Genomic DNA, 22,145 nt, shown 5'->3' on the forward strand with positions numbered 1-22,145 from the left:
GCAGTAGAAGAACGGGCAGAAGAATAAGGAAGATGCCGAGGGGATAGGGGGAGAAGCTTAAAAAGGAGAGCATCCAGGAACGGTCAAGAAGAGTGTCACAGTACTAATCCGAAAAAAAGGAGAAAAGAAAAATGGACGAGACAGGCATTGTACGAAGAGAACAATTTATAGAATGGATGAAAAGCCAAAAGCAGCCCAACGGAAATCCCTACGCTCCCGGAACGATTCGAAGTTATGCTTCTGCCTTGGCGGGCGCCGCCGGAAAGTTGGAAGAATCGTCCGCGCTGGAAACGACCAATCTGTTCGAAATCGGCGAGTATGATCGTTACATGAGAGTGAAGGCTGTCATTACCGCGGCGGAAGGATTTGAGGAGATCGATCGCAAAGCTCAAACCCAGGATTTTACGCAGGGACTAAAATATTACGGAGAATTTCTTGCAGACAAGGAGAATGCAGCCATGACCGAATCCGCCCGACCCGATTATTCCGAGGGAACGCCGCTCGATAAAAATATAATCCTGTACGGTCCTCCCGGAACAGGAAAGACCTATCACACCGTAATCTACGCCGTTGCCATGATCGAAAAAAGATCGCTGCAGGACGTATTGAAAGAAGCGGAAGCCGAGGATGGATACGAGAAGGTCAAAGCCCGCTACGAGGAGTATAAAGCCGCCGGGCAGATTGTTTTCACCACGTTTCACCAATCCTACGGGTACGAGGAATTTATGGAAGGCATCAAGCCGGTTATGGTTAACGGCGAAGAAGCTGGTGCGGACTCGGGCGATGTATCGTACAAGATCGAATCCGGCATTTTCAAGAAGTTCTGCGAGACAGCCGCCAATCCTCTGGTGAAGACCGACAACGATTACGGCATTCGCCAGAATCCGGTGATCTGGAAAATTTCGCTTGGCGGGGCCGGGGACAATCCGATCAAGAGGGACGGTTTCGTCAACGGAAGAATCCGCATCGGTTGGGACGGATATGGCGCGGACGGAGGCGTCAGCGATCAGTATGCGGACGGCGGAAAAACCACGCTTAACGCGTTCATGAACGAGATGCGAAAAGGCGATCTGGTACTCGTTCTTCACGACCGCGAGACCATCGACGCAATCGGCGTCGTAACGGGCGATTACGAGTGGCTCGATGAGCTGGATCAATATAAACGCTCCCGGAGCGTAAAATGGCTTGTCAAAGAGATCAAGGAAGATATCATGGACCTGAATGGCGGAGCGGCGCTTACGGCACTACCTGTCTACCGTCTGAACCGGATCGGGCTTGAAGATATACTCGCGATTCTGGGCAAACACCCTGGACCGAATCCCGACTCTGTCGCCCGCGAGAACCCGAACAACTACGTCTTCATCATCGACGAAGTCAACCGCGGCAATATATCCAAGATCTTCGGCGAGCTGATCACCCTGATCGAGCCTTCCAAGCGCTTGGGCAAGCCGGAAGAAATCACCTTGAAGCTGCCGTACTCGAGCCAGCCTTTCGGCGTGCCGGATAATGTCTATCTGCTTGCCACGATGAATACGGCGGACCGCTCTATCGCCCGGCTGGATACCGCGCTCCGCCGCCGGTTTACTTTTGCCGAGATGATGCCGCAGCCGAAACTTCTCTCCTCCCTCAAGATCAAAGGTACGGAACTGAATCCGGAAAAAATGCTGGAGATAATCAATCGGAGAATCGAAGCGCTGTACGACCGCGAGCATATGCTGGGACACGCGTATTTCCTGGGCTTAAAGAACGAACCGACGCTCGAGAAGCTGGCGCAGCTGTTCGAACATGCCGTGATCCCGCTGCTGCAGGAATATTTCTACGACGACTATGAGAAGATCCGCCTCGTGCTCGGAGATAACCGCAAGGCGGATGAGCAGGATCGCTTCATCGCGGAAGTCGGCATTAACGCAAACGATCTGTTCGGCAGCGGCGGAGACCGTTACGTAGACGAGCGCAGGACTTACCGCATTAATCCGGAAGCATTCAAGCGGGAGGAAGCTTACCTGGGCATTTATGCGAATCCATCTGCGGCGAACGGATCGGTACAGCCATGAATATGCGTCCGCCGGCTCGAGGTGAAATATTTACGGTGAGAGAATACGATACGCTGTGCCGGGGAGAGGGCGTTAAGGAGTACGGTTATTACGGTATCCCGGAAAAGACGTTCGACCAATTGGAAAAGTTCATCCTCGAGACTCCGACAGCCGGCGATCCGCTCGACGATCCCACGATGCTGTTTGTCTTGGGCAGCCGCCGGGGAGTAGGCCGTACGATTACCGCCCGCAATTATGTAGGCATGATTGCCCTGCCGGACGGCAGCGTCGTTGAGATCCTGCCCAAGCTGTACGACCGCCGTACGGAGAACCGGGAACAGTCGGCCGAACAAGCGCGGCAGACATTCCTGCATATGCTGCGCACGATCGGCGATATTCCGAACAAAGTCTCTCGGCAGACCGGACTCGGCACGTCGCGCAGCACCCTGCTCGATATCTTTATCCGCATGTTCGCCGCAGAAGCGCTGCTGCTGGTCAAACGGGGGTTGAAGTCGGATTATCGTGAGCACGAAGAAAATGAGCGGTTCTACAAAGGCAAGCTTCAGGTTTCAGCGCATATCCGGCACAATGCCGTACATCGGGAACGTTTCTATATCCGTTACGACGAATTCAGCATCGACCGACCGGAGAATCGGCTGATCAAGACGACAATTGAGCGGCTGATCCGTCTTACAAGCAGCAGTCATCTTCAAAAAGAACTGCGGATGCTGCTGGAAGCGTTCGATGACGTTCCGTCCTGCGCCGATCCTGCGCGGGAGTGGGACAAAGTCTCCATGGACCGCAACATGCAGGAATACCGGACCGTGCTGGATTGGTGCCGCATTTTTCTGGACAATAGAAGCTTCACCCCGCTCGGCGGAGCCGACCGCGCCTATGCGCTGCTTTTTCCGATGGAGCGGATCTTCGAACGTTATATCGCTCTGCTGCTGAAGCGCCGCCTCGCCGGTTCCGGCGTGCAGGTGAGCACGCAGGATACGGCGCACAAGCTGTTCGAAGAACCGGCGCGTTTCCCGTTGAGACCGGACATCGTGCTGCGGGGAGCGCCGTCCGGCACGATCGTGATGGACACCAAATGGAAGAGGCTGTCCGGGCTTTATGGAAAGGACTACGGCATCTCGCAGTCGGATATGTACCAGATGTACGCCTACGGAAAAAAGTACACAGCCGGAAAAGTGATTCTGCTGTATCCCCGGGCGCATTCGGAAGACAGCTTCAAGACCCGGGTCGAATACGACAGCGGGGACGGGGTGAAGGTAGAGGTCATCATGCTGGATCTGGAGCTGGAAGAAAGATGCGTGGACGAACTGGTTAGGAGAATACGGTTTGCGGAAATTTAAGAGGCATTCACTAAGCTTGGAACCCGCTGCGCTCTTCGCGCAGCGGATTCAGCGTAACAGATACAGCGCAAGCGCCAGCACCGCGTGCACGGCGGCCATGATCCCCGATACCACGTGCTCTCTCGTTGCGCGTACATACTTGAAGTCGATCACGGCATGCAGCAGATAGATCAAGGCCACCATACCGACAGCGGATGGCAGCGCAGTCTTTTCCGGCAGATAGTAGAGGAAGAGAAGCGCCGGGACGATCAGCAGCGCACTCAGTCCGGTATGCAGCCAGTGGTAACGCCGCTTCAGCTTCTTGTCGTTGAACACGGCACGTCCATTCACGATAAAGATGCCGAGCAGCAGCTGGACCAGGATCAGGCAGCCGATTAGAAGGGCGAATTGATTTAACTTTTCCATAGAACGGTATACTCCTCAGGCGAGATTGGACGAGGATCGTCGTACTTCTTATAGACACGCCGGAATGATTAAAAGTTCGGGAAGAATAAAATTAATTTGAATGAATTTGAGTCTGAAATTATTATTTCTTTGTGAAAATTCTCATGGTGCGCGGGTCGGAACTACGGCATGTCGCAGAGCGATATGTATCAGGCGTATGCATGCGGGAAAAAATGATAGACGGAAAACGTCTATCTGGTGTATCCCCGGAGTCCGGCGTTCGTGGCTGAACCAGGTCGACGGATCGTATACGACAACGGGGATGGGGGGAAGGTGCAGGTGGTCATGCTGGCTCTGGAGCTGCGGCAGGAATGTATGGAGGAGCTGACGGGCCAGCTGGCAAGGGCTTAATCCTAACAAAAGGGGAGGCTTTGGAATAAGCCTCCCCTTGTATGTATGTGAATTAAGTTTGAGCAAGTCTGTGGTCCAAGCGTTCCATTTTCTTTTTTCGTACATAATCAGAGTCACCTTGGCAGGATGCACTCAACAGTTTGCGGGATTCTTTTCGACTCATCAGGCCTTTTTCTACAAACAAGACGCAGAGATCTTCAAGCGTATCTTGAATGATGCGGCTTGGACTGCCTTCTTCTCCCAGGAACACGATTAGCTGCTCATCATCAATGACTTCTTGAATTTCATAATCGTTGCTGCAGATATACTGAGCGTTCAGCAGATGAGCCGCAGCCAGACAATGAATTTCGCCGAGATTTGCGGTGCTTTTGACTGGACGTCCGTCGGCAATCTTTTTTTGATTCAAGCGATGAAACCCATCGTGGATCTCTTTTACATTCTGTCTGTAGGCTTCGTATGAATCGTCGTCTAAGCAAGAAGAGTCATCCGGGTCGAATAGTGTCCATGTACCGGCATCAATAAACTGCTGGACACGTGCGTTCACCGGACCGATTTGCAGCTCTCGCAGCACCATCTGGTGAATGTAAATTTCTTCATAGAGTTGTCCAATCAAGCTTAATACGTCACAGTTTCGATAAGCGAAGGCAACGATAATTATATTTGTATCGACAAAACTCGTCCGCCTCGTTTGCTCATTCTTCTGTTCCGCCGGATTCATTCTGAATGCCTTGTACAATATGACTTTGATACTCCGCAGCTTTTTCCGGCGAAAAATTCGTGAGTTTAGAGGCAGCGCTTAATCGATCCGTAAGGCCGGACTCTAACGCCCGTTCAATATTTTGTTCATATCGGTTGAATTGAACAATAGACAGGGGCATATCCAGAGGACTGGGCGGGAGATTCAATTTTTTTCTCAAAGCTGTCCAATCTTCTTCAACAAGGTCCGGATGTTTGGAAGGACGCAGCAGGTTTAATTCGATAAGGCGTTTGGCTGTCGCGCGATAAGGCGTTGAGGCCATATCTGCCAGCATAAAGACGATTTGCTCTACGGAAGAATTTTTGCTTAAGCGTCCCCACAATAGTCGAATCAGAGATTCGGGCATCATCAAAGCGGCAGCAAAACGTTCTGCGGCTTTTTCCAAATCGATATTTCCGCCGATTTTGTCCAATCCAAGTACATGCCATAGCTCATGCGCAGCCGTAAAATAACGAATTCGAAGCGGATGAAAGGTGTTCAAAGCAATATACGTTTTCTCGCTTGAGTAGCTGATTGTAGCGCCGTAATAATTGCTGTCCGGAACCTCATGATACACGACGCTTGCCAGTTCTTGCAGCTTCATTTCGATACTTGGACCTATAAACACTTCGGCACCGAAATGCTCGGCAAGAGCTTGACCGGCAAAAGCTTCTCCGACATTTTTGGATGTAAAAAGAAGATTCTTGGTCATGCGCGGGAGGTCTCCGTGTTCCGATTCAGCATCCATTCGATACGCTCACAATCTTCGACGGCAAACACAAGCTGGTCCAAATGCCGCTTGGCCGTACGGGAATCTGCGGTTCCTCTTAAGCTGATCGTATACGCCGGCTGCTGGATGGCAGGCTCGTCAGAAGTGTCGATCAACTGCTCAAAAGGAATACCCATAACTTCAGCTACGGCCTTCAACTGTTTGGGCTGCCAATTTCTTGTGCCTGTCAGCAGGTGTCCAAAGGAAGATTTGCTAACTCCGATTTGATCGGCGAACCATTTGATCGACTTTCCGTTTTCCAACATCCAACTGCGAATTTTCTTGGAAGCTGCAGCCTGAGAAATAGTCATAACCATAACCCCTTTCCAAAAATTCTTTATTTCGAGAAGCATTTATACTAATTATAATACAGTTTATAGGCATTTTGTAGACGTCTACAAAATGATTTTAAAGGTAGGAACACACCAGAGGGTTAGATGGCTTGATAATTCCCAGGCATATCCTCGACTGTTAAAGAAGAATTTAGAAAAAAAGTGGTAATTCGGTTCCAAAATGGCGATAACCAAGTTACAATAGGTCATAGGTAAGTATGAAACTCATGACCTATGTCGGAGGGCCCGGTTAGAGTGTTTTTTTGTGGGAACTTTCATTTTAAATCTTGGCTTTAATGGCTGACGACACCGCTTCATATTTATATTGCTTTGCTATCCATCACGCCAGATTCCGGAAGCACCGGACCTCTTCACGGGATCTGTCTCATCAGGGAGTGACACCTTATGGCCTATATGATCCCGGAAACCGTGCCCCGTACAGCGACCGCAGGCGAACGCCTGCTGTTCCACACGCTCCGCGAACACCTTCCCGACGATTACATCGTCTACTATGAACCCCAAATCGCCGGCCGTCGTCCCGACTATGTCGTGATCGGACCGGATCTTGGCATGCTCGTGCTTGAAGTGAAGGACTATACCGAGAGCACGCTGTACGAACTCTATCCCGACGAATGGCGTATCTATAACACGAAGGGCGAGCTGCATACCGTCAGCAATCCGCTGCATCAGGCTCGTACCTATGCTTTTAATATCGTGGACAAACTCAAAAAAGACAAAAGCTTGATCAAAGTCGGCGGGAGCCATTACGGCAGACTCAAATTCCGGTTCGGCTTCGGCGTCGTGTTCACTCGGATGCGCGAGACGCATATCGTCAAGCACCAACTGCACCGCGTGATCGATCCGCAGTTCCTGCTGACCCGGGACGATATCGATACGGAAAACGAAAGCTTCGACGGTACCGCGCTGCTGGAGCGGATGCTGGGCATGTTCAATTTTCCTTTTCACGCAAGCCAACTGCTGAGCGCGGAAGACGTCAAAGCGATCCGCTACCATCTGTTCCCCGAAGTGCGCATCAGCGCGGAGTTCAAGCTGCCGTCGCATTACGACGATCAGCTGCTGCTGTCGCTGCACAATCTGCAGGCGATGGATCTGCATCAGGAAGCGCTGGCACGTCAGCTCGGCGACAAGAACCGCCTGATCCGAGGCGTCGCCGGCAGCGGCAAGACGCTCATCCTGTCCGCCCGCGCCCGCCTGCTGTCGAAGGAACATCCGGACTGGAAGATTCTCGTGCTCTGCTACGGCATCCCACTGTCCCGTGTGCTCAAAGGCATGATCCAGAAGATGCTGGAAGAACCGGAAGACCTGTTCGACTTTGCTGATAGGTGTACAGGCGAGAATGGCAATTCGGCTGCCAAGAAGCACAATATCGAAACGGCGACTTTCCATGAATGGCTGTGGAACGCGCTGCGTATCCGGGACGATGGAATCGACACGCTGCTGCCCAAGATCGATCGCGGCGAGACCATCCTGCCCAAATACGACGCGATCCTGATCGACGAAGGCCAGGACTTCGAACCGTCTTGGCTGGAACTGCTGAGCAAGGTGCTGAACCCGGAAACTCAGTCGCTTTTACCGCAACACGTCGCAGATCGTCGGCTTTGCCTGGGACTTTTACCGCACGCATTCGGCTCTGAAGGATCGCGTCAAGGAAGGCAGCAGCATCGAAGGCGTCGAGATCATCCCGCCCCAGAGCACCAAGCGCAAAGGCGCGGAGCCGATCATCAGGCAGTGCGCCAACTTCAACGAAGAAGCCGCCTGGGTCGCTGCCGCGATCCGGAAGCTGCATGACGAGAAAAAAGTGCCGTATGCGGAGATCGCGATTCTGTACCGGGTGCGGAACAACTACTCGTATTCGTATGTAGATCGGCTGCGAAAAGAGTTGGATCGATTGGAGATTCCGCACGACTGGATCGCGGAGAATCCGGCGCCCAAACGGGCTTATGATCGGGGAGCGGATAAAGTGAAGCTGTCGACGATCGACAGTTCGAATCGGGATGACTCGGGCGATGGATTGGTTGTTTTTGAGTTATTGTAAGGCAGAGGGGTTTGCTGGATTCTGTGAAAGAAGAAATAATATTTTTAAAAAGTGCTCAAGCATAGTTTAAATAGTTCATTAAGGATGTGGGGTTCATGATAACCGCTATGACAGTTGCTTCGCTGGATAATTCGCTTTCAAAAGGTCGATTCACTTGGCGAGAAGAAGAGATTATTGACACTGATTTCATTAGTACAAATAAAAAAGAATTAATTAAAATTTTCAGTGAAGATGAAAAAAGGAAAGTATTGATCCTACACACTGATATAACACCTATTACGCTATTAGCTTTATTGATAGGAACATTTCGCGCTTTTATATCTAACAGTAATTCACAAGGAAGTTTTTTGGATTTTTTATCTGTTGGAGATAAGGTGATTTACGAAAAACGCTTGGGAGAATTTATGGGGAAAGATTCGAACGGTTACTTTAAAGTGAGAACGTTGGATAAGCGGAAAACTCCTATAACGAATTTTATACCTGCTAATCTTACCTATAAACTAAAACCTTATTTTGGGGATGCACAATCGTTAGATGGAAGAGGATTGAAACTGAAAGAGGATAAAAAAGACGTCTTATTAGCTTCATTATTTGGAATTCCTATAGATAAAATTTCTAGGGACTCAAACAAATCCATCTTGATAGTTTGTAGTAGAGAAAAAGCAGATTCCTATATTAAAAATTTGAAGTTATCTACAACGTCTAAGACTTTCCAGTCTATAAACGCCATATTCCCTTCCGCTTTTTACACAACAAATGATACTTACGACTATGCTGGGAATTCTTCTAAAGCCAATCCCATCATTAAATTCGTTAATAAGCTTTCTGTTGCTAGAGAATTGATTATAAGTGATAAAGATATAGAGACTCTAATAGTTGAAGGAGAAGCATATATTCTTTCTGATTCGATGGAGCTTGATAGTCTCCTAAATCGTTCTACCTTAAAAACCTGTTTGTTGGTTGGCGAATTACAAAAGGGCGACTATAGAGCTTTGAAAAAAAACTTCCCTGACCTTTTTTATTATGCCTGGACTCAAATGGCTATTGAATCAAACGTTAATGATTTTCAAAAAGAACATATTCATTCGTCATATATAAATAGTAGGCAGTATGAATTACTTAAGCGTAATTTTGTTCAAAATATAAATATAATTGACGTTAAAAATAGTATGGATAGCTTACTCATTCGGGAATGTAAAGATAAATTAATGATCATGCTTAAAAATGCAACTCAAGAATTAAGCTTAAAAGATTTCATTGTAAGAAGTTTTTCCTTGCTGAATCTATTTGAACGATCTATATTTCCGATTAGTGTTATGGAAGAAATGATAACTCAAGGAGAACTGAATGCTCTTTCACCCAACGAGTCTCTAAAATATATAGATTCGATTAGTCATAATTACAATGGTTCAGAAAAAGAGATAATGCAACGTATAACCCAAATCTTACAAATATTCAAAAGTAATATTTGGATGAATAATCCTAAATTTGAGCAAGTGAAAAAAAAGTTATTTTTTGACCGTGAAAGTAAACAAAAAAAAGCTGTGATTGTATCTAAAAAATATTATAGGGACATTGTAAGCAAAGCACTCCCAACAGGTCTCCGAAGTAAGTGGGAAAGTTACGACATACTTACTCCTAAAAAGTATGATACATCACTTGATTATGAAGTTGTGATTTTTTCGGGAATATTTGAAGGGAATATATTAAACCCGGTGGAATTAAGTAACGCTAATCGAGTGGACTATCTTTGCTATGAAACCGATAAAAGTAGACTCAAAGAGATTGAACTCTTTAATGAAAAAAAAATAGACTTTTATAATAGACTTAATCATTTTATTCCTGAAAATCAGCGTCCGACTTTTTCTCTAAAGCAAACTGATAAAGGGAGTAATGAAAAAAGCGAAACTCCTGTAGTCGATGTTTACTCATTTGAACAAGAACTTGAAAGTTTAATCGACGGGTTTTCTTTGGAGACATATTCTTCTCATTCAATTTCTCAAGATCCATCTCAAGGTGTTGAAATATCTAAAATTGTTTCCTTTGAAAGTGGTGAGGTCGCATTTTTAACTAGAAACTATACAACTTATATTATCGATTATTCTAAAAAACAAGTTGTTGAAGAGACTATTGATTCTCTCGAAGTCGAAGACACTTTACTTTTTTCAAATTATGATAAAGAAATCAAAGATCTTATAGACTCTAAAATGAAAGAATTAATTGAAAAAGAACAAGGAGCTTTATTACGATCTTATCAAAGAAGCTTATATTGGAAAGTGGTTTTAAAAGAATACATGAAAAAAAACGGCCTATCTTATAAGGATATTGCTTACAAATTTAAGCAAGCCGGATGTGCTAAACACGAGGTGACAATAAGATCTTGGTTGGACGATAAGATTTATATTGTAGGACCTAAAGACTTGGAAAGTTTTGAAGCTATCGCGCTAATAACGGAAGATCCAGCTATGAACGAAGATCATCAAGCTTTTCACGAAGCTTGTCGTCAAATTCGTTCTTTAAGAACACGTATACTTAAATTCATAGGCTTAGAAGTTATGAGATTGTACGACTCCAAGTTACGCGATGAAGATGAAGAGCTGTCCGCTTTATTTCTAGGAAACGAACGGCAACATATTAAGGCATTAAAGGTAGAAAAGATAACCAATGCGAACGATCTATACGTAGCTCCACATTTTATCAATAAGCCTGTACATTTTTAAAAAGGGGGAACGAAAATTGGAGATTAAATTGGAAGATATTCTTTTGGCACGCACGAATTTATTGCAAAAACTTAAAAGTGAGTTGCTTGGCCCAGGATCAGAATATTCATTGCCTGATGATGCTCATGAGATTATCACGGATCTGCCTGAAATCAGATATAGTACGGGTATTTTATTTCCACAAAAAAATGAGATGAAAGCGGATAATAATGAAGTTTCGAAGAATTTAGGATTAGAGTTAATTCATGAGGATGAGATTCTGGAAGAAATAGAAAACACAGCCGTTACTCCAATGGAGCGGGAGAGCAGAGGTTACAGAGATATAAGTAAAGGAGACTTGGATCCGGAAACGGACAGTCTTGACGAAGATGTAGCCTTATCTTCTCAGAATATGCCTTCATCCATGGGAATGACTTTTATGGTCGGGGAAAATCCTGAGAGGGTTACCTTTTTAGTTCGTTTTGGGACTTACAAGAATGTTCTCCTTGAGAACTGTAAGATTCCTTTTGATCGTGGGACGGATTATGAGCTTCCTGATAAGATAAAGCAAATCGTTCAATATTCAAAGCAAGATAAAGCCATCCTTCTACTTCAGAGATTAACTAGGAAACAAGTTAACGAGATAGATAGGAGTAAAGAAATTGAAGATAGCAGCCTTATTGATGCTTTATATAGAATCAGTAATCAATTTGAAAAAGGGTTTTTGAGAGAACCGCATAAAAAACTGGTAGAGATTGATTTTGCTGACGGCAGTATGGCCCAGTCTCCTCCTATTTGTGATACTTCTCTTAAACTCATAGTGCTTAAGAAAAAAACATCGAACGGATTATATGCACTTACTGCTCTGCTCGTCAACACAAGTAGCGGAAACTATAATGGGCTGAATTCGATATTTCAACCATATCTTTGCGTAAGAACAGTTGATAATCCAAAATTGAAATTGGAAACATACGTAAATAGAAATTATGGAAATGGAGAAGATGTGGAAGAACTTTCTTTACAATTACTTTATAGAAATAAGAAGGTTTATGCTACAGGTCATGGAGTTTCGGTCGATTGGTCCGTGGATGATAATGGAAGTGGAACTGTTTATACAGAGTACATGCCTTTGCGTCAGGTTCCTCAAGTAGAGTTTGAATTGAATGACCTGGAAGTCAAAACCAAAACACTGCATATGAAGTATTTATCAGATCTAGATGAAGCTGATAAAAAAGAAAAGCTTGAGGCTTTAAAAACTCTAGTCAAATCATATGAAAAATGGATTAAAGAAATCACCAAAAAAGCTTCTGTATTAGATGGGCAAATGAGAGAAACTGCTATGTTACATATACAGGATTGTCTTATTGCTAGTAATCGCATGTATGAAGGGATAAAAATTTTAGAACAGAACGAGAATGCTTATATAGCATTTCAATTGTCCAATAGAGCAATGTTTATGCAACGAATACATTTGGATTTACAAAAAGAAGATCATTATCCAGGTAACGCAATACTTCAGAAAAAGATGAGTGATCTTAATTATTACTATGTAGACGAAGCAAAATATAAATGGAGACCGTTTCAGCTTGCATTTCTTCTCATGAGCTTGAATTCCATGGTGAACGAGACTTGTGAGGATCGGGATCTTGTAGACCTTATTTGGTTTCCAACAGGAGGAGGTAAGACAGAAGCTTACTTAGGTTTAACTGCTTTTACAATTTTCTTCAGAAGACTGAATCATAAAGAAACTTCGTACGGCACTACAGTTATTATGCGATATACGTTAAGGCTCCTTGCTGCTCAACAATTTGTTCGAGCTGGAACTTTAATATGTGCTTGCGAAGTAATCCGACGGGAATTTTATTCAAAGAACTCTAATAGGAGCAGAAAGGTAAATAGCAATTCTAAATCGAATTATCCATTTTATGAACTTGGCAAGGAAGAAATTTCAATAGGTTTATGGATCGGTTCTAGTCATACTCCTAACAAAAATGAAGATGCAGTAAAATTTTTATCTGCACTTCGAAAGGCTACGAAGAACGACTTAAGAGATATAAAAGATCGAAATAGTAAATTTCAAATTCTCAAATGTCCTTGGTGTGGAACGAAACTAACAAAGGAAATTGATACGAACACACAAAAAGTTGTTGGATCTTGGGGTTATCGAATGAATGGCAATACTTCTTTTAGAATGTCTTGTCCTCAAGAAGGCTGTATTTTTGAAAACGACTTACCTTTTCAAGTAGTAGACGAAGAACTTTATAAAAATCCTCCTACTTTATTATTCGGAACGGTAGACAAGTTTGCTATGCTTCCTTGGAAAAAAGAAGCGGGAGCTTTCTTTGCTTCGTCTAGTTCCAATCGTACTCCCGAATTGATTATTCAAGATGAGCTACACTTGATTTCAGGTCCTTTAGGAACCATGGTTGGATTATATGAAACAGCTATAGACGCCCTTTGCAGCGCAAAAGGAGTAAAACCTAAAATTGTTGCTTCTACCGCTACTATTAGAAGGGCTCAAGAACAATGTTCTAACTTGTATAATCGTGAGGTGAAGCAATTTCCGCCCGCTGGTATAGATGCTGATGATTCCTTTTTCTCTAAAGAAGCAAATACTGAGACGAAGCCAGGGCGTTTTTACGTAGGATTAATGCCTGCGGGGAAAACTAAAGCCATGATGGAAATAAGAACGATAGCGGCTACTCTTCAACAGGTTCATATGTTAGATTTATCAGAGAAAATTAAAGATAAATTCTGGACGCTTGCTATTTACTTTAATAGTTTAAGAGATCTTAGTAAGTGTACAAACTTAATCGAAGACGATGTAAAAGATTTTATGCGTCGTATGGCGCAAAGATTTGGTAAAAGAAATGACCTTGCAAGGCCTATTGGTTCTGCAAAAGAATTGACAAGTAGAATTTCTACTTCTGAATTAAATGAAACTTTAGAAAAACTCGAACAACTGGAATATAGTTCAGAAAATGTTAAAAACAAAAAATATGCTATTAATGTATTGTTAGCCAGTAATATGATTTCAGTTGGAGTGGACGTTTCTAGGCTTAATGTTATGTTGTTAGTAGGTCAACCTAAATCTACCAGTGAATACATTCAAGCTTCAAGTAGAATTGGAAGAACTTATCCAGGAATGGCAATCGTTCTTTATGACGGTTCTAAAAGCAGAGACCGATCTCATTACGAGCAATTTAGAAGTTATCATGAATCTTTTTATAGATTCGTTGAGCCAACTGGTGTAACCCCTTTTTCGAAGCCAGCTAGAGAACGAGCTCTACACGCTGTAATGATTACTTTAATGCGTCATCGATACGGACTAGTCAAAGATCAAGATGTAAAATATTTCAAAAAAGACATAGATGAACTCCAAGATATTCAAGAATTCATTCTGAGTCGAATGAGGGATATAAATGGACGATCAACACTTAAAATAGAGCAAGAAATGGTGGAAGTAGAAAAAGAGATGGAAGAATTCTGGGAAGAATGGCAAGACAAGATAGAAAGAAGTGCTGGAGAAGAGTTTGTTTATGGAGATAAGTATATTATGAACGCTCCGCCGATTGATGTGAAAAGACTGATTAAGGTTTTTGCGAGCGAAGCAAAAGACCCGGCAAGAGAAACTTTAACTTCCATGCGTAATGTGGATCAGAGTGTGTCAGCGGGAATGATTATTTGGGAGTGATGATTATGTCCAAGCTTGAACAACAAAAAAGTATTGAAAATCTGAACAAGGTCAAATACAGCTTACGAAGCTCACAAGCGGTTTTGCAGTATGGAGTGGGAGCTATGGTAGACTTTCCAGATCAAACGCTTATGACGGCCTCGCCTGAATATTGGGCACCTATTTTACGCATAGAAGATGAACGTCTGGCCAGAGCATTAAAAGTCACTCATTTTGGCGCACCGAAAAATGGTGTTAATAATTGGGGAGTAGCTTATGTAAGATTCCCTGAATGGTATTTTTGTCCACGTTGTAGATGGTTTCAGCCTATAAATGATTGGAGAAACGAATACCTTAAAAAAAATACCAAAAAAGATAAAGATCAAAACATGAAACGACCGAGATGTGTAGAATGTAGAATGGATATTATACCGGCGCGAATTGTAGTTGCTTGCGAAAAGGGACATATATCCGATTTTCCCTGGATTGAATGGACGCACCATAGAAATAGAGGAGGAGCAAAAAAAGTTTGCTCTAACCCTAAGCTATCTTTTAAAACAGGAGCAGTTGCGACTGCTGGTCTTGAAGGTCTAGTGGTGACTTGCGAAAATTGTAAAGCAAGCACGACATTGGCTAGAGCCTTTGAAAAAAATGCTATGCAAGAGATGGATGAAAAGTTTGGAAAGCAATTCGCAACTGAAAATTATCGATGCGCGGGAAGGATGCCTTGGAAAAATAAAACTGAGCACTGCGATTGTTATCCTAAGGTAATGCAAAGAGGAGCTTCATCAATATATTATCCTAATATTGTTAGTTCATTAGTGATTCCTCCTTATTCAGAAAAAGTCAACACAAAAATTTCGGAATCTAAAGCTTATGAGAGGTTTATGAATTATGTGGAAGGGCTTTACGAAGATGAAGATGAAGATGAATATGATAAAGATCATATACGCTTGGAGATAGAGAAAAAGATAGACAGAAGGTCAGAAGAGATTGCAAGAGAAATCGATGGTAATGCAACAGTGATTCGAAATATATTGGTAAGGCGATTGCTAAAAGTTCAAGATGAAACTGTCGTTCCGCAAGCGAATACTTTGGACTATAAGAGAGAAGAATATGAAGCTTTAACGGGTAAGATTCCAGTCAAAGATCTTGAAGAAAATGAATTTATTTGTGAAGAAATGAATGTCGATCAATATTCGATACCTCATTTAAATAAAATCGCGCTTGTCCATAAAGTTAGAGAAGTTAGAGCACTAACTGGATTTAGTAGGATCAATCCTCCGAATAATATAGATTCGGAAAATGGAGTTGGAAATTTAGTTTCGGTAAAAGAACCTGATACTAAATGGTACCCCGGTTATGAAGTTCGAGGAGAAGGGATTTTTATAGAATTTAAGGAGGACAGTATTTATTCTTGGATAGCAAAAAATCCGCAAGTAACTAACAGAATTAAATTGTTAAATAAAAGTTATTCTGCTTCTTATCAAGGACAAGCGAATCCGAAAGAAATTACGGCTAAGTTTGTTTTATTGCATACTATAGCTCATATGTTGATTAGACAACTAAGTTTTGACTGCGGTTATACTTCTGCTTCTTTGAGAGAGCGTATATATTGTGATGTTGACGAAGATAGAGATGACAAAAAAATGTCGGGAATACTAATATATACAGCTAGTGGAGATTCAGAAGGGACACTTGGTGGACTTGTAAGACAAGGTTACTTTGATCGTTTTACTAGTGTGTTCCAAAAAGCCATCGAATATGGAGATTTATGTTCCAACGATCCAATTTGTATTTCAAGTTCAGGGCAAGGAAGAGAATCATTGAACTTAGCAGCTTGCCATTCATGTGTACTATTGCCAGAAACTTGTTGCGAAGAGTTCAATGTTTTTCTAGATAGAGCACTTTTAGTGGGTACTTTTGAAAATAAAAGTATTGGATTTTATAGTGAGTGGTTAAGTAGTTTTTTATAATTAGGAGTGGAAAGATGCCATATACAGCGGTTGATTTATTCTCCGGTTGTGGAGGATTGTCTAAAGGCGTTGTAAACGCGGGATTTGAAGTGGTTGCGGCAGTTGAGTTTGATAAATATGCAGCACAAGCTTATGATTCCAACCATGGGACGACTCGTATGTATAACCAGGATATTAGAGGTATTGATACTAATGAAATTCGTGAATCTTTAAATGGACGCCAATTACATTTTCTTGCAGGATGTCCTCCATGTCAGGGGTTTTCAGCGGTACGTCGGTTGAATCGCAGTATTGCGGTAGAAGATGAAAGAAATAATCTTATACTTGAATATTTAAGATTCATTGAAGAATTAGAGCCTTTGACCATCATGATGGAAAATGTTCCTTCCATAATTAACTATGATTTATTTGGAGTCGTAAAAGACAGACTTGTCGAATTAGGTTACCGCCTGGATTATAAAATTATCAATGTGGAGGATTACGGCGTACCTCAGAGGCGAAAAAGATTTGTTATGCTGGGTTCTAGAATAGGAGAAATAAAAGTTGTGGATGGCACTGGAGAAAAGAGAACAGTAAGAGACGCAATTGGTGATATAGAAAGTATTGAGAATACCGCAGATCACGTACATCGAATTTATCCGCGCCATAAAGCAAAAATTCAAGAGATGATCGAAAGGATTCCCGTAGATGGAGGGGGTAGAAAGGATCTGCCTGCGGAGTATACGTTGGAATGTCATAAAAAAGAAGGCATTGGTTTTAGTGATGTTTATGGGCGTTTAAAATGGGACGCTGTATCTTCTACCATAACAGGTGGATGTCTAAATCCATCAAAGGGTAGGTTTCTTCATCCAGAAGAACATCGTTGTATAACTGCGCGTGAAGCTGCTCTGCTCCAAACATTTCCTATTGATTATATCTTTCCAGCATCTATACCTAAAACTAATATTGCTCTAATGATAGGTAACGCTCTTCCTCCTAAATTTAGCCAAGTTCAAAGTGAAGGAGTTTTTACTCATTTATTTGATCTAGGGATTGAATAAATATGTCTTGTAAAGTGAAATTCAGAAACTCTAAGCTTATTAGAATTTTTATTGTTATCAATTTATTCAGGAGACAAAGATGCCAACCCACAACAAACTAATCCGCAACCTCATCCCGTCCATCATAGCTTCCACCGGCAAATCATCCACCACCCGCATCCTGAACGAAGCCGAATATGCAGCTGAACTCCGCGCCAAGCTGCGAGAGGAAGCCGACGAATACTTCGCCACTTCCTCCGACGCCGATGCGCTGGAAGAACTCGCCGATATGATCGAAGTGATCCGCGCCCTCGCGGTTACGCACGGTGCAGATCCCGATACACTGGAGCAGATCCGCGCCGAAAAAGCCGCCAAGCGCGGCGGGTTCGACGAGCGGATCTACCTGATCGATGTCCACGAATCTTAACGTCAAGCTCATCACCCGCAACCTGGGGGATGAGCTGATTGCGGGGATGCAGAATGCGACAGGGATCTATATCATGACGTCTTTTCTTATGCAGTCCGGAGTTAATCTGCTGGCTCCGCATCTGAAAAAGGCGCTGGACCGCGGGGCCGAGGTAAAGATGCTGGCGGGAGATTATCTGTACATCACCCAGCCGGAAGGGCTGCGGAAGCTGCTGAATATCGACGATCGGCTCGAAGCGCGGCTGTGGCGGAGTATGGGAACGTCTTTTCATCCCAAAGCTTATCTGTTCGACTACGAAAATGGGGAAGGGCTGCTCATCGTCGGCTCTTCCAATTTTTCGTTTTCGGCGATGAAGACGGGGTATGAGTGGAATCTGGCGATGAACGCGCAGGCGGAGCCGTATACGTTCCGCAGCGCGATGGATCAATTCATGGAGAACCTGTATCACGACGCCACGCTGCCGCTGACAGAGGATACGATCGCGCTGTACGAAGAAGAGTATCTGCTTAATCACCGCAAGAATCCCGAGCTGCAGCGGCAGGTGATCGAGATGGAGGAAGCCGAAGCGGATATTGGGGATGTGCAGACGGAAGAGGCATCGGCAGAGGAGCAGCAGACGGAGACGACAATCCGGCCGCGCCCTGCTCAAGAGATGGCGTTGGATGCGCTGACGGCCACGATCGAGGAAGAGTACGACCGCGCAATGGTGGTTATGGCGACCGGACTTGGGAAAACGTATTTGGCGGCTTTTTTGGCGAAAAGGTATCAAAGGGTTCTGTTCGTCGCGCACCGCGAAGAGATTCTCAAGCAGGCAGTCCGCTCGTTCACGCACGTTCTTCCGGAGCGCAGCCACGGTCTCTATAACGGGCAGAGCAAGGATAGCGATGCGGACTGCGTGTTTGCTTCGATCTATACGCTGGGGATGAAAAAGCATCGGGAGACGTTTGCGCCGTATGCTTTTGACCTGATTGTCATCGACGAGTTCCATCATGCGGCAGCGAGATCGTATCAGTCGGTGATCGACTATTTCAAACCGCAGTTTATGCTGGGCATTACGGCGACGCCGGATCGGATGGACGGGCAGGACGTGTATGCGCTGTGCGGCGGGAATGTGGCGTACCGGATTCATTTTATCGAGGCGATCCGGAGGGAATGGCTGGCGCCTTTCCAGTATTACGGCGTGCACGACGAGACGGACTATTCGGGCATTCGCTGGCTGGGCAGCCATTACGACGAGGAGCAGCTGCTTGCGGCGCAGCTTCGGGAAGAGTATGCGGAGCGCGTATATGAAGCTTGGATGCTTAGAAGGCAGACACGGACGATCGCGTTCTGTTCGTCGATCCAGCAGGCGGATTATTTGTCGGACTACTTCTGCACACGCGGTAACCGGACGCTCAGCCTGCATTCGCGTACCCGTGAGATGAGCCGGGACGAAGCGATCCGCAGGCTGGACAATGCCGAGCTGGAAGTACTGTTCACCGTCGATCTGTTCAATGAAGGCACGGACATTCCGAGCGTCGATACGCTGCTGTTCGTCCGGCCAACCGAGTCGCTGACCGTGTTCACTCAGCAGATAGGCCGGGGTCTGCGTCTGGCGGAAGGCAAATCGCACTGCGTCATTATCGACCTGATCGGAAACTACCGGAACGCGGATGTGAAGCTGAGTTTGTTTGCGGATTATGGGGAAGAGTCGGATGTGAAAAAAGACCGTCTCACAGCGGTTCCAGCTTTGCCGGACAGCTGCTCGATCCAATTGGAGACGGCGGTCGTCAATCTGCTGGATGAACTGAGCCGCAAACGCGCGCCATACCGGGAGAAGCTGCATCGCGATTTCCTCGATCTCAAAGGCGAGCTGGGCCGCATTCCGACCTATCTGGAGCTGCATTTACAGGGGCGGTCCGTGAGCAAAGGCTATCGGGACGAATTCGGGTCTTACGTAGGTTTCCTGAGCTGGGCCGAGATGTTGAATGAGCGGGAACAGCAGGTGTACGAGCGTTATGAGGCTTGGCTGCGCGACGCGGAGAAGACAGTCATGACCAAAAGCTACAAGATGATCGTGCTGCTGTATATGCTGGAACGCGGCGCGGATCGTTGGAACGAGCCGGTGACGGCTGAGGAAGCGGCAGCATTTTTCCACGGGTATCTGACGGAGAAGGAATACCGCAAGCGGATCGACTTTTCGGGCAAAGAAGCCAAAGCGTTATGGAACTGGAACGAGCAGACGCGAAGTAAGGTGACGAAGCTGATCGCGGACATGCCAATGAGCAAGTGGGCGGGGGCGAAAGGCAGTCAGGTGGAGTTTGCGGATGGGGCGTTCGGGTTGGCGTTTGAAATGGCGGAAGAAGATAAGGAGCTGCTGCACCGGTGGACGCAGGAGGTTTGCGAGTATCGGCTGCATGTGCATTTTGAACGGCGGGCACAGACTGGACGTTCTCAATAAGAAAGCACGGTTCCGTCGCAATCGCGGAGCCGTGCTTTTTAATATAAATTCAATCTAATTGTTCTTCTCCGACTAGCAGTTGCTCCAACTTGGATCGAACTTCTTGAAAGTATGAGTCCTGACAAATAAGATCTAATCCTTCTGCCGGAATGGTCACAAACTGTTTCTCGACAAAGTCGTATAACCGTTTCTCTTCGGGAGCACAGAATAAGAGATAAACAATGAAATCTTTGATGTTTCGAGTCACCAAGATGGCGTCGTTCAAATAGGCGGAGACGAGAATTCGAGCGTCGGAAGTTTGCAAGTATTCTATTTTATAGCTGCTTTTCCCATGCTGCATAGTCGTCTGCTGCTTAGGAATGAGATGTTCACGATAATGATGGATGACATAGCTGCTGAACTTTCTTAGGTCGTATTCCAAAGAAAGCGACAAATCAAATGAATCGATCAACAAGCTTTCGATGATTATACGGAGTTTATCTTGTTTTTGTAGAGTTAAGCTGTGCATTTGGATATCCAATTCAGCAACAACTTCTTTAGGCAGCATAATTTCGGTACGCCTGGCTAATGTCTCTTCTTGTACAGTACCCCAGAATTCGATCGCTGCTTGTTTAAGGCGACGTTCTTCCAAAGAACTATTTCGTCCGACTTGATATCTGATTACGTTTGTATCCATCATATAAACTTGGACAGTATCAGTTGAAGGAAAAGAAGTCGTCATATTACTGATCTTCCTTTTCTTCTTCAAGTTCTTCGACCCACATCTCCTGTGCAAGCTTCGCTGCTTTGGCTGTACGCTGGAATTGTTGTTCTCTCTCCTGAAGGAAATCATCAAATCTGTTTTCCTCTTCAAATTGGTCAGCCCAAATCCTCCAAGAAGAATGTTCTCCGGCAACTTGCTCAGCCTTATATTTTCCCGAGATACAATTGCGTCTGACCTGCTGCATAGTGATACCTTTATAGTTTGAAACTTCGCGTACAGTGAGGAATTTCGGCGGAACAGGCTTTTCCGTGAGGGTATATTGCTCTTCAATTTCTATATTGTGAAGAACTCGCCGTACCTCTTCCTGAACGTCGCCGTCTTCGATAGTTTTTGAAAATTCATTTTGAAGTTCCGGAGACAGCTTTGCTTGTGCTTGTTGAAGTTTTCTTTCGGCTCGAAGTTTGAGAATATGAGCCTGCACCAGCGTATCGGCATCGGTTTCGCTGATTACCATCTTTTTAAGAATCCAATTTTTGAGGCCATCATAAGAAGAATCTTTTTGCTTAAGGCTTCCCATAGACGACTCAACTCCTTTTGTTTTATGCTAAAAATATACCACAAGTTTAGCGAAAAGAACATTTGGAACATGGGAGGATAGGTATATGGATAAAATCAAAAATTTGCTTTTGAATGGACACGAAGGTTATGAATTAGAATTTAAAGCCGTTCAATATTCTCCAGCATATCTTGCGGAATTAATCAAAGATATCGTAGCTATGGCGAACTGTCATATAGAAGGCGACAAATATATTATCGTAGGTATAAAAGAGCTGCCAAAAGGAAATGAATACAAGGGGATTGCTGCTGAAGAGTTTAAAAGAGATATAAAAGGCATGAAATAACTGCAGAAAGGGGTCTGAATATGTCAACTAAAAAAGCTAAAGTGCTATCTTTGATCTTCATGATTTTATTATTGATCCCCGTTATCATCTATTTTTCTGTACAAGCTAAATTAAATACCCTTGAAAAAGGGTTAACGAATTATTTAATAAAAGACGGATTGTAAAATGAAGTGCAACACCTCGAACTGAATATAAAAAGGCCCACGGCCGGATTCGTGTAGAATGAA

At 44.5% G+C, this 22,145-nt stretch carries 17 protein-coding genes and 1 pseudogene; 12 read left to right on the forward strand and 6 right to left on the reverse strand.

Translation table 11 applies throughout. From position 1 onward, the window contains the following. Window positions 1-131 precede the first annotated feature (131 nt). Window positions 132-2,054, forward strand: coding sequence for an AAA family ATPase (locus HRQ60_RS21350; RefSeq protein ID WP_172200030.1), 1,923 nt, complete (start codon window positions 132-134; stop codon window positions 2,052-2,054). 35 nt (window positions 2,055-2,089) lie between these two features. Next, a complete protein-coding gene (locus tag HRQ60_RS21355) occupies window positions 2,090-3,391 on the forward strand; it encodes an McrC family protein (RefSeq protein WP_172200032.1) in 1,302 nt (433 codons plus the stop codon). A 48-nt stretch (window positions 3,392-3,439) separates the two neighbouring features. Here the strand turns inward: HRQ60_RS21355 and HRQ60_RS21360 are convergent, their stop codons facing one another. Next, on the reverse strand, window positions 3,440-3,796 hold the full coding sequence (locus HRQ60_RS21360; protein ID WP_172200035.1) for a hypothetical protein: 357 nt from the start codon (window positions 3,794-3,796) through the stop codon (window positions 3,440-3,442). A gap of 261 nt (window positions 3,797-4,057) precedes the next feature. Between HRQ60_RS21360 and HRQ60_RS23950 the strand changes: the two genes are divergently transcribed. Beyond that, window positions 4,058-4,186: a hypothetical protein gene (locus HRQ60_RS23950; RefSeq protein ID WP_281358155.1), complete on the forward strand. Its 129-nt coding sequence runs from the start codon at window positions 4,058-4,060 to the stop codon at window positions 4,184-4,186. 52 nt (window positions 4,187-4,238) lie between these two features. On the opposite strand, the gene HRQ60_RS21365 is transcribed toward HRQ60_RS23950, so the two are convergent. The 3 genes from HRQ60_RS21365 to HRQ60_RS21375 are packed head-to-tail and all read right to left on the reverse strand — an operon-like array spanning window position 4,239 to window position 6,002. After that, on the reverse strand, window positions 4,239-4,904 hold the full coding sequence (locus HRQ60_RS21365; RefSeq protein WP_172200038.1) for a hypothetical protein: 666 nt from the start codon (window positions 4,902-4,904) through the stop codon (window positions 4,239-4,241). Beyond that, window positions 4,879-5,634 (reverse strand): ImmA/IrrE family metallo-endopeptidase, encoded by a 756-nt coding sequence (locus HRQ60_RS21370; RefSeq protein WP_172200041.1) that lies wholly within the window; start codon window positions 5,632-5,634, stop codon window positions 4,879-4,881. Before HRQ60_RS21370 ends, HRQ60_RS21365 begins: the two co-directional genes overlap by 26 nt. Then, on the reverse strand, window positions 5,631-6,002 hold the full coding sequence (locus tag HRQ60_RS21375; RefSeq protein ID WP_172200044.1) for a helix-turn-helix domain-containing protein: 372 nt from the start codon (window positions 6,000-6,002) through the stop codon (window positions 5,631-5,633). The genes HRQ60_RS21370 and HRQ60_RS21375 overlap by 4 nt, the downstream gene beginning before the upstream one ends. A gap of 435 nt (window positions 6,003-6,437) precedes the next feature. Between HRQ60_RS21375 and HRQ60_RS21380 the strand changes: the two are divergent. The 8 genes and pseudogenes from HRQ60_RS21380 to HRQ60_RS21415 form a co-directional block, all read left to right on the forward strand. After that, a pseudogene (locus HRQ60_RS21380) lies at window positions 6,438-7,541 on the forward strand (nuclease-related domain-containing protein); the annotation flags it as partial. A gap of 91 nt (window positions 7,542-7,632) precedes the next feature. Beyond that, window positions 7,633-8,079, forward strand: a complete 447-nt coding sequence (locus HRQ60_RS23795; protein ID WP_343044782.1) for a 3'-5' exonuclease — start codon at window positions 7,633-7,635, stop codon at window positions 8,077-8,079. Window positions 8,080-8,174: 95 nt separating this feature from the next. Next, window positions 8,175-10,799 carry a DrmE family protein gene (locus tag HRQ60_RS21390; RefSeq protein ID WP_172200053.1) on the forward strand — a complete coding sequence of 875 codons (2,625 nt, stop codon included), beginning with the start codon at window positions 8,175-8,177 and terminating at the stop codon, window positions 10,797-10,799. A gap of 16 nt (window positions 10,800-10,815) precedes the next feature. Further along, on the forward strand, window positions 10,816-14,472 hold the full coding sequence (locus HRQ60_RS21395; RefSeq protein WP_246281429.1) for a helicase-related protein: 3,657 nt from the start codon (window positions 10,816-10,818) through the stop codon (window positions 14,470-14,472). A gap of 5 nt (window positions 14,473-14,477) precedes the next feature. Then, window positions 14,478-16,427 (forward strand): DUF1998 domain-containing protein, encoded by a 1,950-nt coding sequence (drmB, locus tag HRQ60_RS21400; RefSeq protein ID WP_172200056.1) that lies wholly within the window; start codon window positions 14,478-14,480, stop codon window positions 16,425-16,427. A 14-nt stretch (window positions 16,428-16,441) separates the two neighbouring features. After that, window positions 16,442-17,467 (forward strand): DNA cytosine methyltransferase, encoded by a 1,026-nt coding sequence (locus tag HRQ60_RS21405; protein ID WP_172200059.1) that lies wholly within the window; start codon window positions 16,442-16,444, stop codon window positions 17,465-17,467. Window positions 17,468-17,546: 79 nt separating this feature from the next. After that, window positions 17,547-17,873, forward strand: coding sequence for a nucleoside triphosphate pyrophosphohydrolase (locus HRQ60_RS21410; protein WP_172200062.1), 327 nt, complete (start codon window positions 17,547-17,549; stop codon window positions 17,871-17,873). Then, window positions 17,857-20,313, forward strand: a complete 2,457-nt coding sequence (locus HRQ60_RS21415; RefSeq protein WP_172200065.1) for a DEAD/DEAH box helicase family protein — start codon at window positions 17,857-17,859, stop codon at window positions 20,311-20,313. The genes HRQ60_RS21410 and HRQ60_RS21415 overlap by 17 nt, the downstream gene beginning before the upstream one ends. A gap of 49 nt (window positions 20,314-20,362) precedes the next feature. Here HRQ60_RS21415 and HRQ60_RS21420 read toward each other — a convergent pair whose 3' ends face one another. Next, complete coding sequence (locus tag HRQ60_RS21420) at window positions 20,363-21,034, reverse strand: PIN domain-containing protein (RefSeq protein ID WP_172200068.1); 672 nt, start codon at window positions 21,032-21,034, stop codon at window positions 20,363-20,365. A gap of 1 nt (window position 21,035) precedes the next feature. Further along, the gene (locus HRQ60_RS21425) at window positions 21,036-21,593 is read right to left on the reverse strand and encodes a hypothetical protein (protein ID WP_172200071.1); all 558 of its coding nucleotides are present in this window, start codon (window positions 21,591-21,593) and stop codon (window positions 21,036-21,038) included. Between the two features lie 85 nt (window positions 21,594-21,678). On the opposite strand from HRQ60_RS21425, the gene HRQ60_RS21430 reads away from it, so the two are divergent. Continuing rightward, on the forward strand, window positions 21,679-21,918 hold the full coding sequence (locus HRQ60_RS21430; RefSeq protein WP_172200074.1) for a hypothetical protein: 240 nt from the start codon (window positions 21,679-21,681) through the stop codon (window positions 21,916-21,918). Window positions 21,919-22,145: the final 227 nt, after the last annotated feature.

The sequence above is a fragment of the Saccharibacillus qingshengii genome (assembly GCF_013185195.1).
In the GTDB taxonomy this organism is placed as follows: domain Bacteria; phylum Bacillota; class Bacilli; order Paenibacillales; family Paenibacillaceae; genus Saccharibacillus; species Saccharibacillus qingshengii.

Bases quoted from the DNA above. Each gene is read 5' to 3' on its own strand.
- HRQ60_RS21375 (WP_172200044.1), bottom strand. From the start codon at position 6,002: ATGACTATTTCTCAGGCTGCAGCTTCCAAGAAAATTCGCAGTTGGATG.
- HRQ60_RS21425 (WP_172200071.1), bottom strand. From the start codon at position 21,593: ATGGGAAGCCTTAAGCAAAAAGATTCTTCTTATGATGGCCTCAAAAAT.
- HRQ60_RS21370 (WP_172200041.1), bottom strand. From the start codon at position 5,634: ATGACCAAGAATCTTCTTTTTACATCCAAAAATGTCGGAGAAGCTTTT.
- HRQ60_RS21420 (WP_172200068.1), bottom strand. From the start codon at position 21,034: ATGACGACTTCTTTTCCTTCAACTGATACTGTCCAAGTTTATATGATG.
- HRQ60_RS21365 (WP_172200038.1), bottom strand. From the start codon at position 4,904: ATGAATCCGGCGGAACAGAAGAATGAGCAAACGAGGCGGACGAGTTTT.
- HRQ60_RS21410 (WP_172200062.1), top strand. From the start codon at position 17,547: ATGCCAACCCACAACAAACTAATCCGCAACCTCATCCCGTCCATCATA.
- HRQ60_RS21350 (WP_172200030.1), top strand. From the start codon at position 132: ATGGACGAGACAGGCATTGTACGAAGAGAACAATTTATAGAATGGATG.
- HRQ60_RS21390 (WP_172200053.1), top strand. From the start codon at position 8,175: ATGATAACCGCTATGACAGTTGCTTCGCTGGATAATTCGCTTTCAAAA.
- drmB (WP_172200056.1), top strand. From the start codon at position 14,478: ATGTCCAAGCTTGAACAACAAAAAAGTATTGAAAATCTGAACAAGGTC.
- HRQ60_RS21405 (WP_172200059.1), top strand. From the start codon at position 16,442: ATGCCATATACAGCGGTTGATTTATTCTCCGGTTGTGGAGGATTGTCT.
- HRQ60_RS21415 (WP_172200065.1), top strand. From the start codon at position 17,857: ATGTCCACGAATCTTAACGTCAAGCTCATCACCCGCAACCTGGGGGAT.
- HRQ60_RS21360 (WP_172200035.1), bottom strand. From the start codon at position 3,796: ATGGAAAAGTTAAATCAATTCGCCCTTCTAATCGGCTGCCTGATCCTG.
- HRQ60_RS21430 (WP_172200074.1), top strand. From the start codon at position 21,679: ATGGATAAAATCAAAAATTTGCTTTTGAATGGACACGAAGGTTATGAA.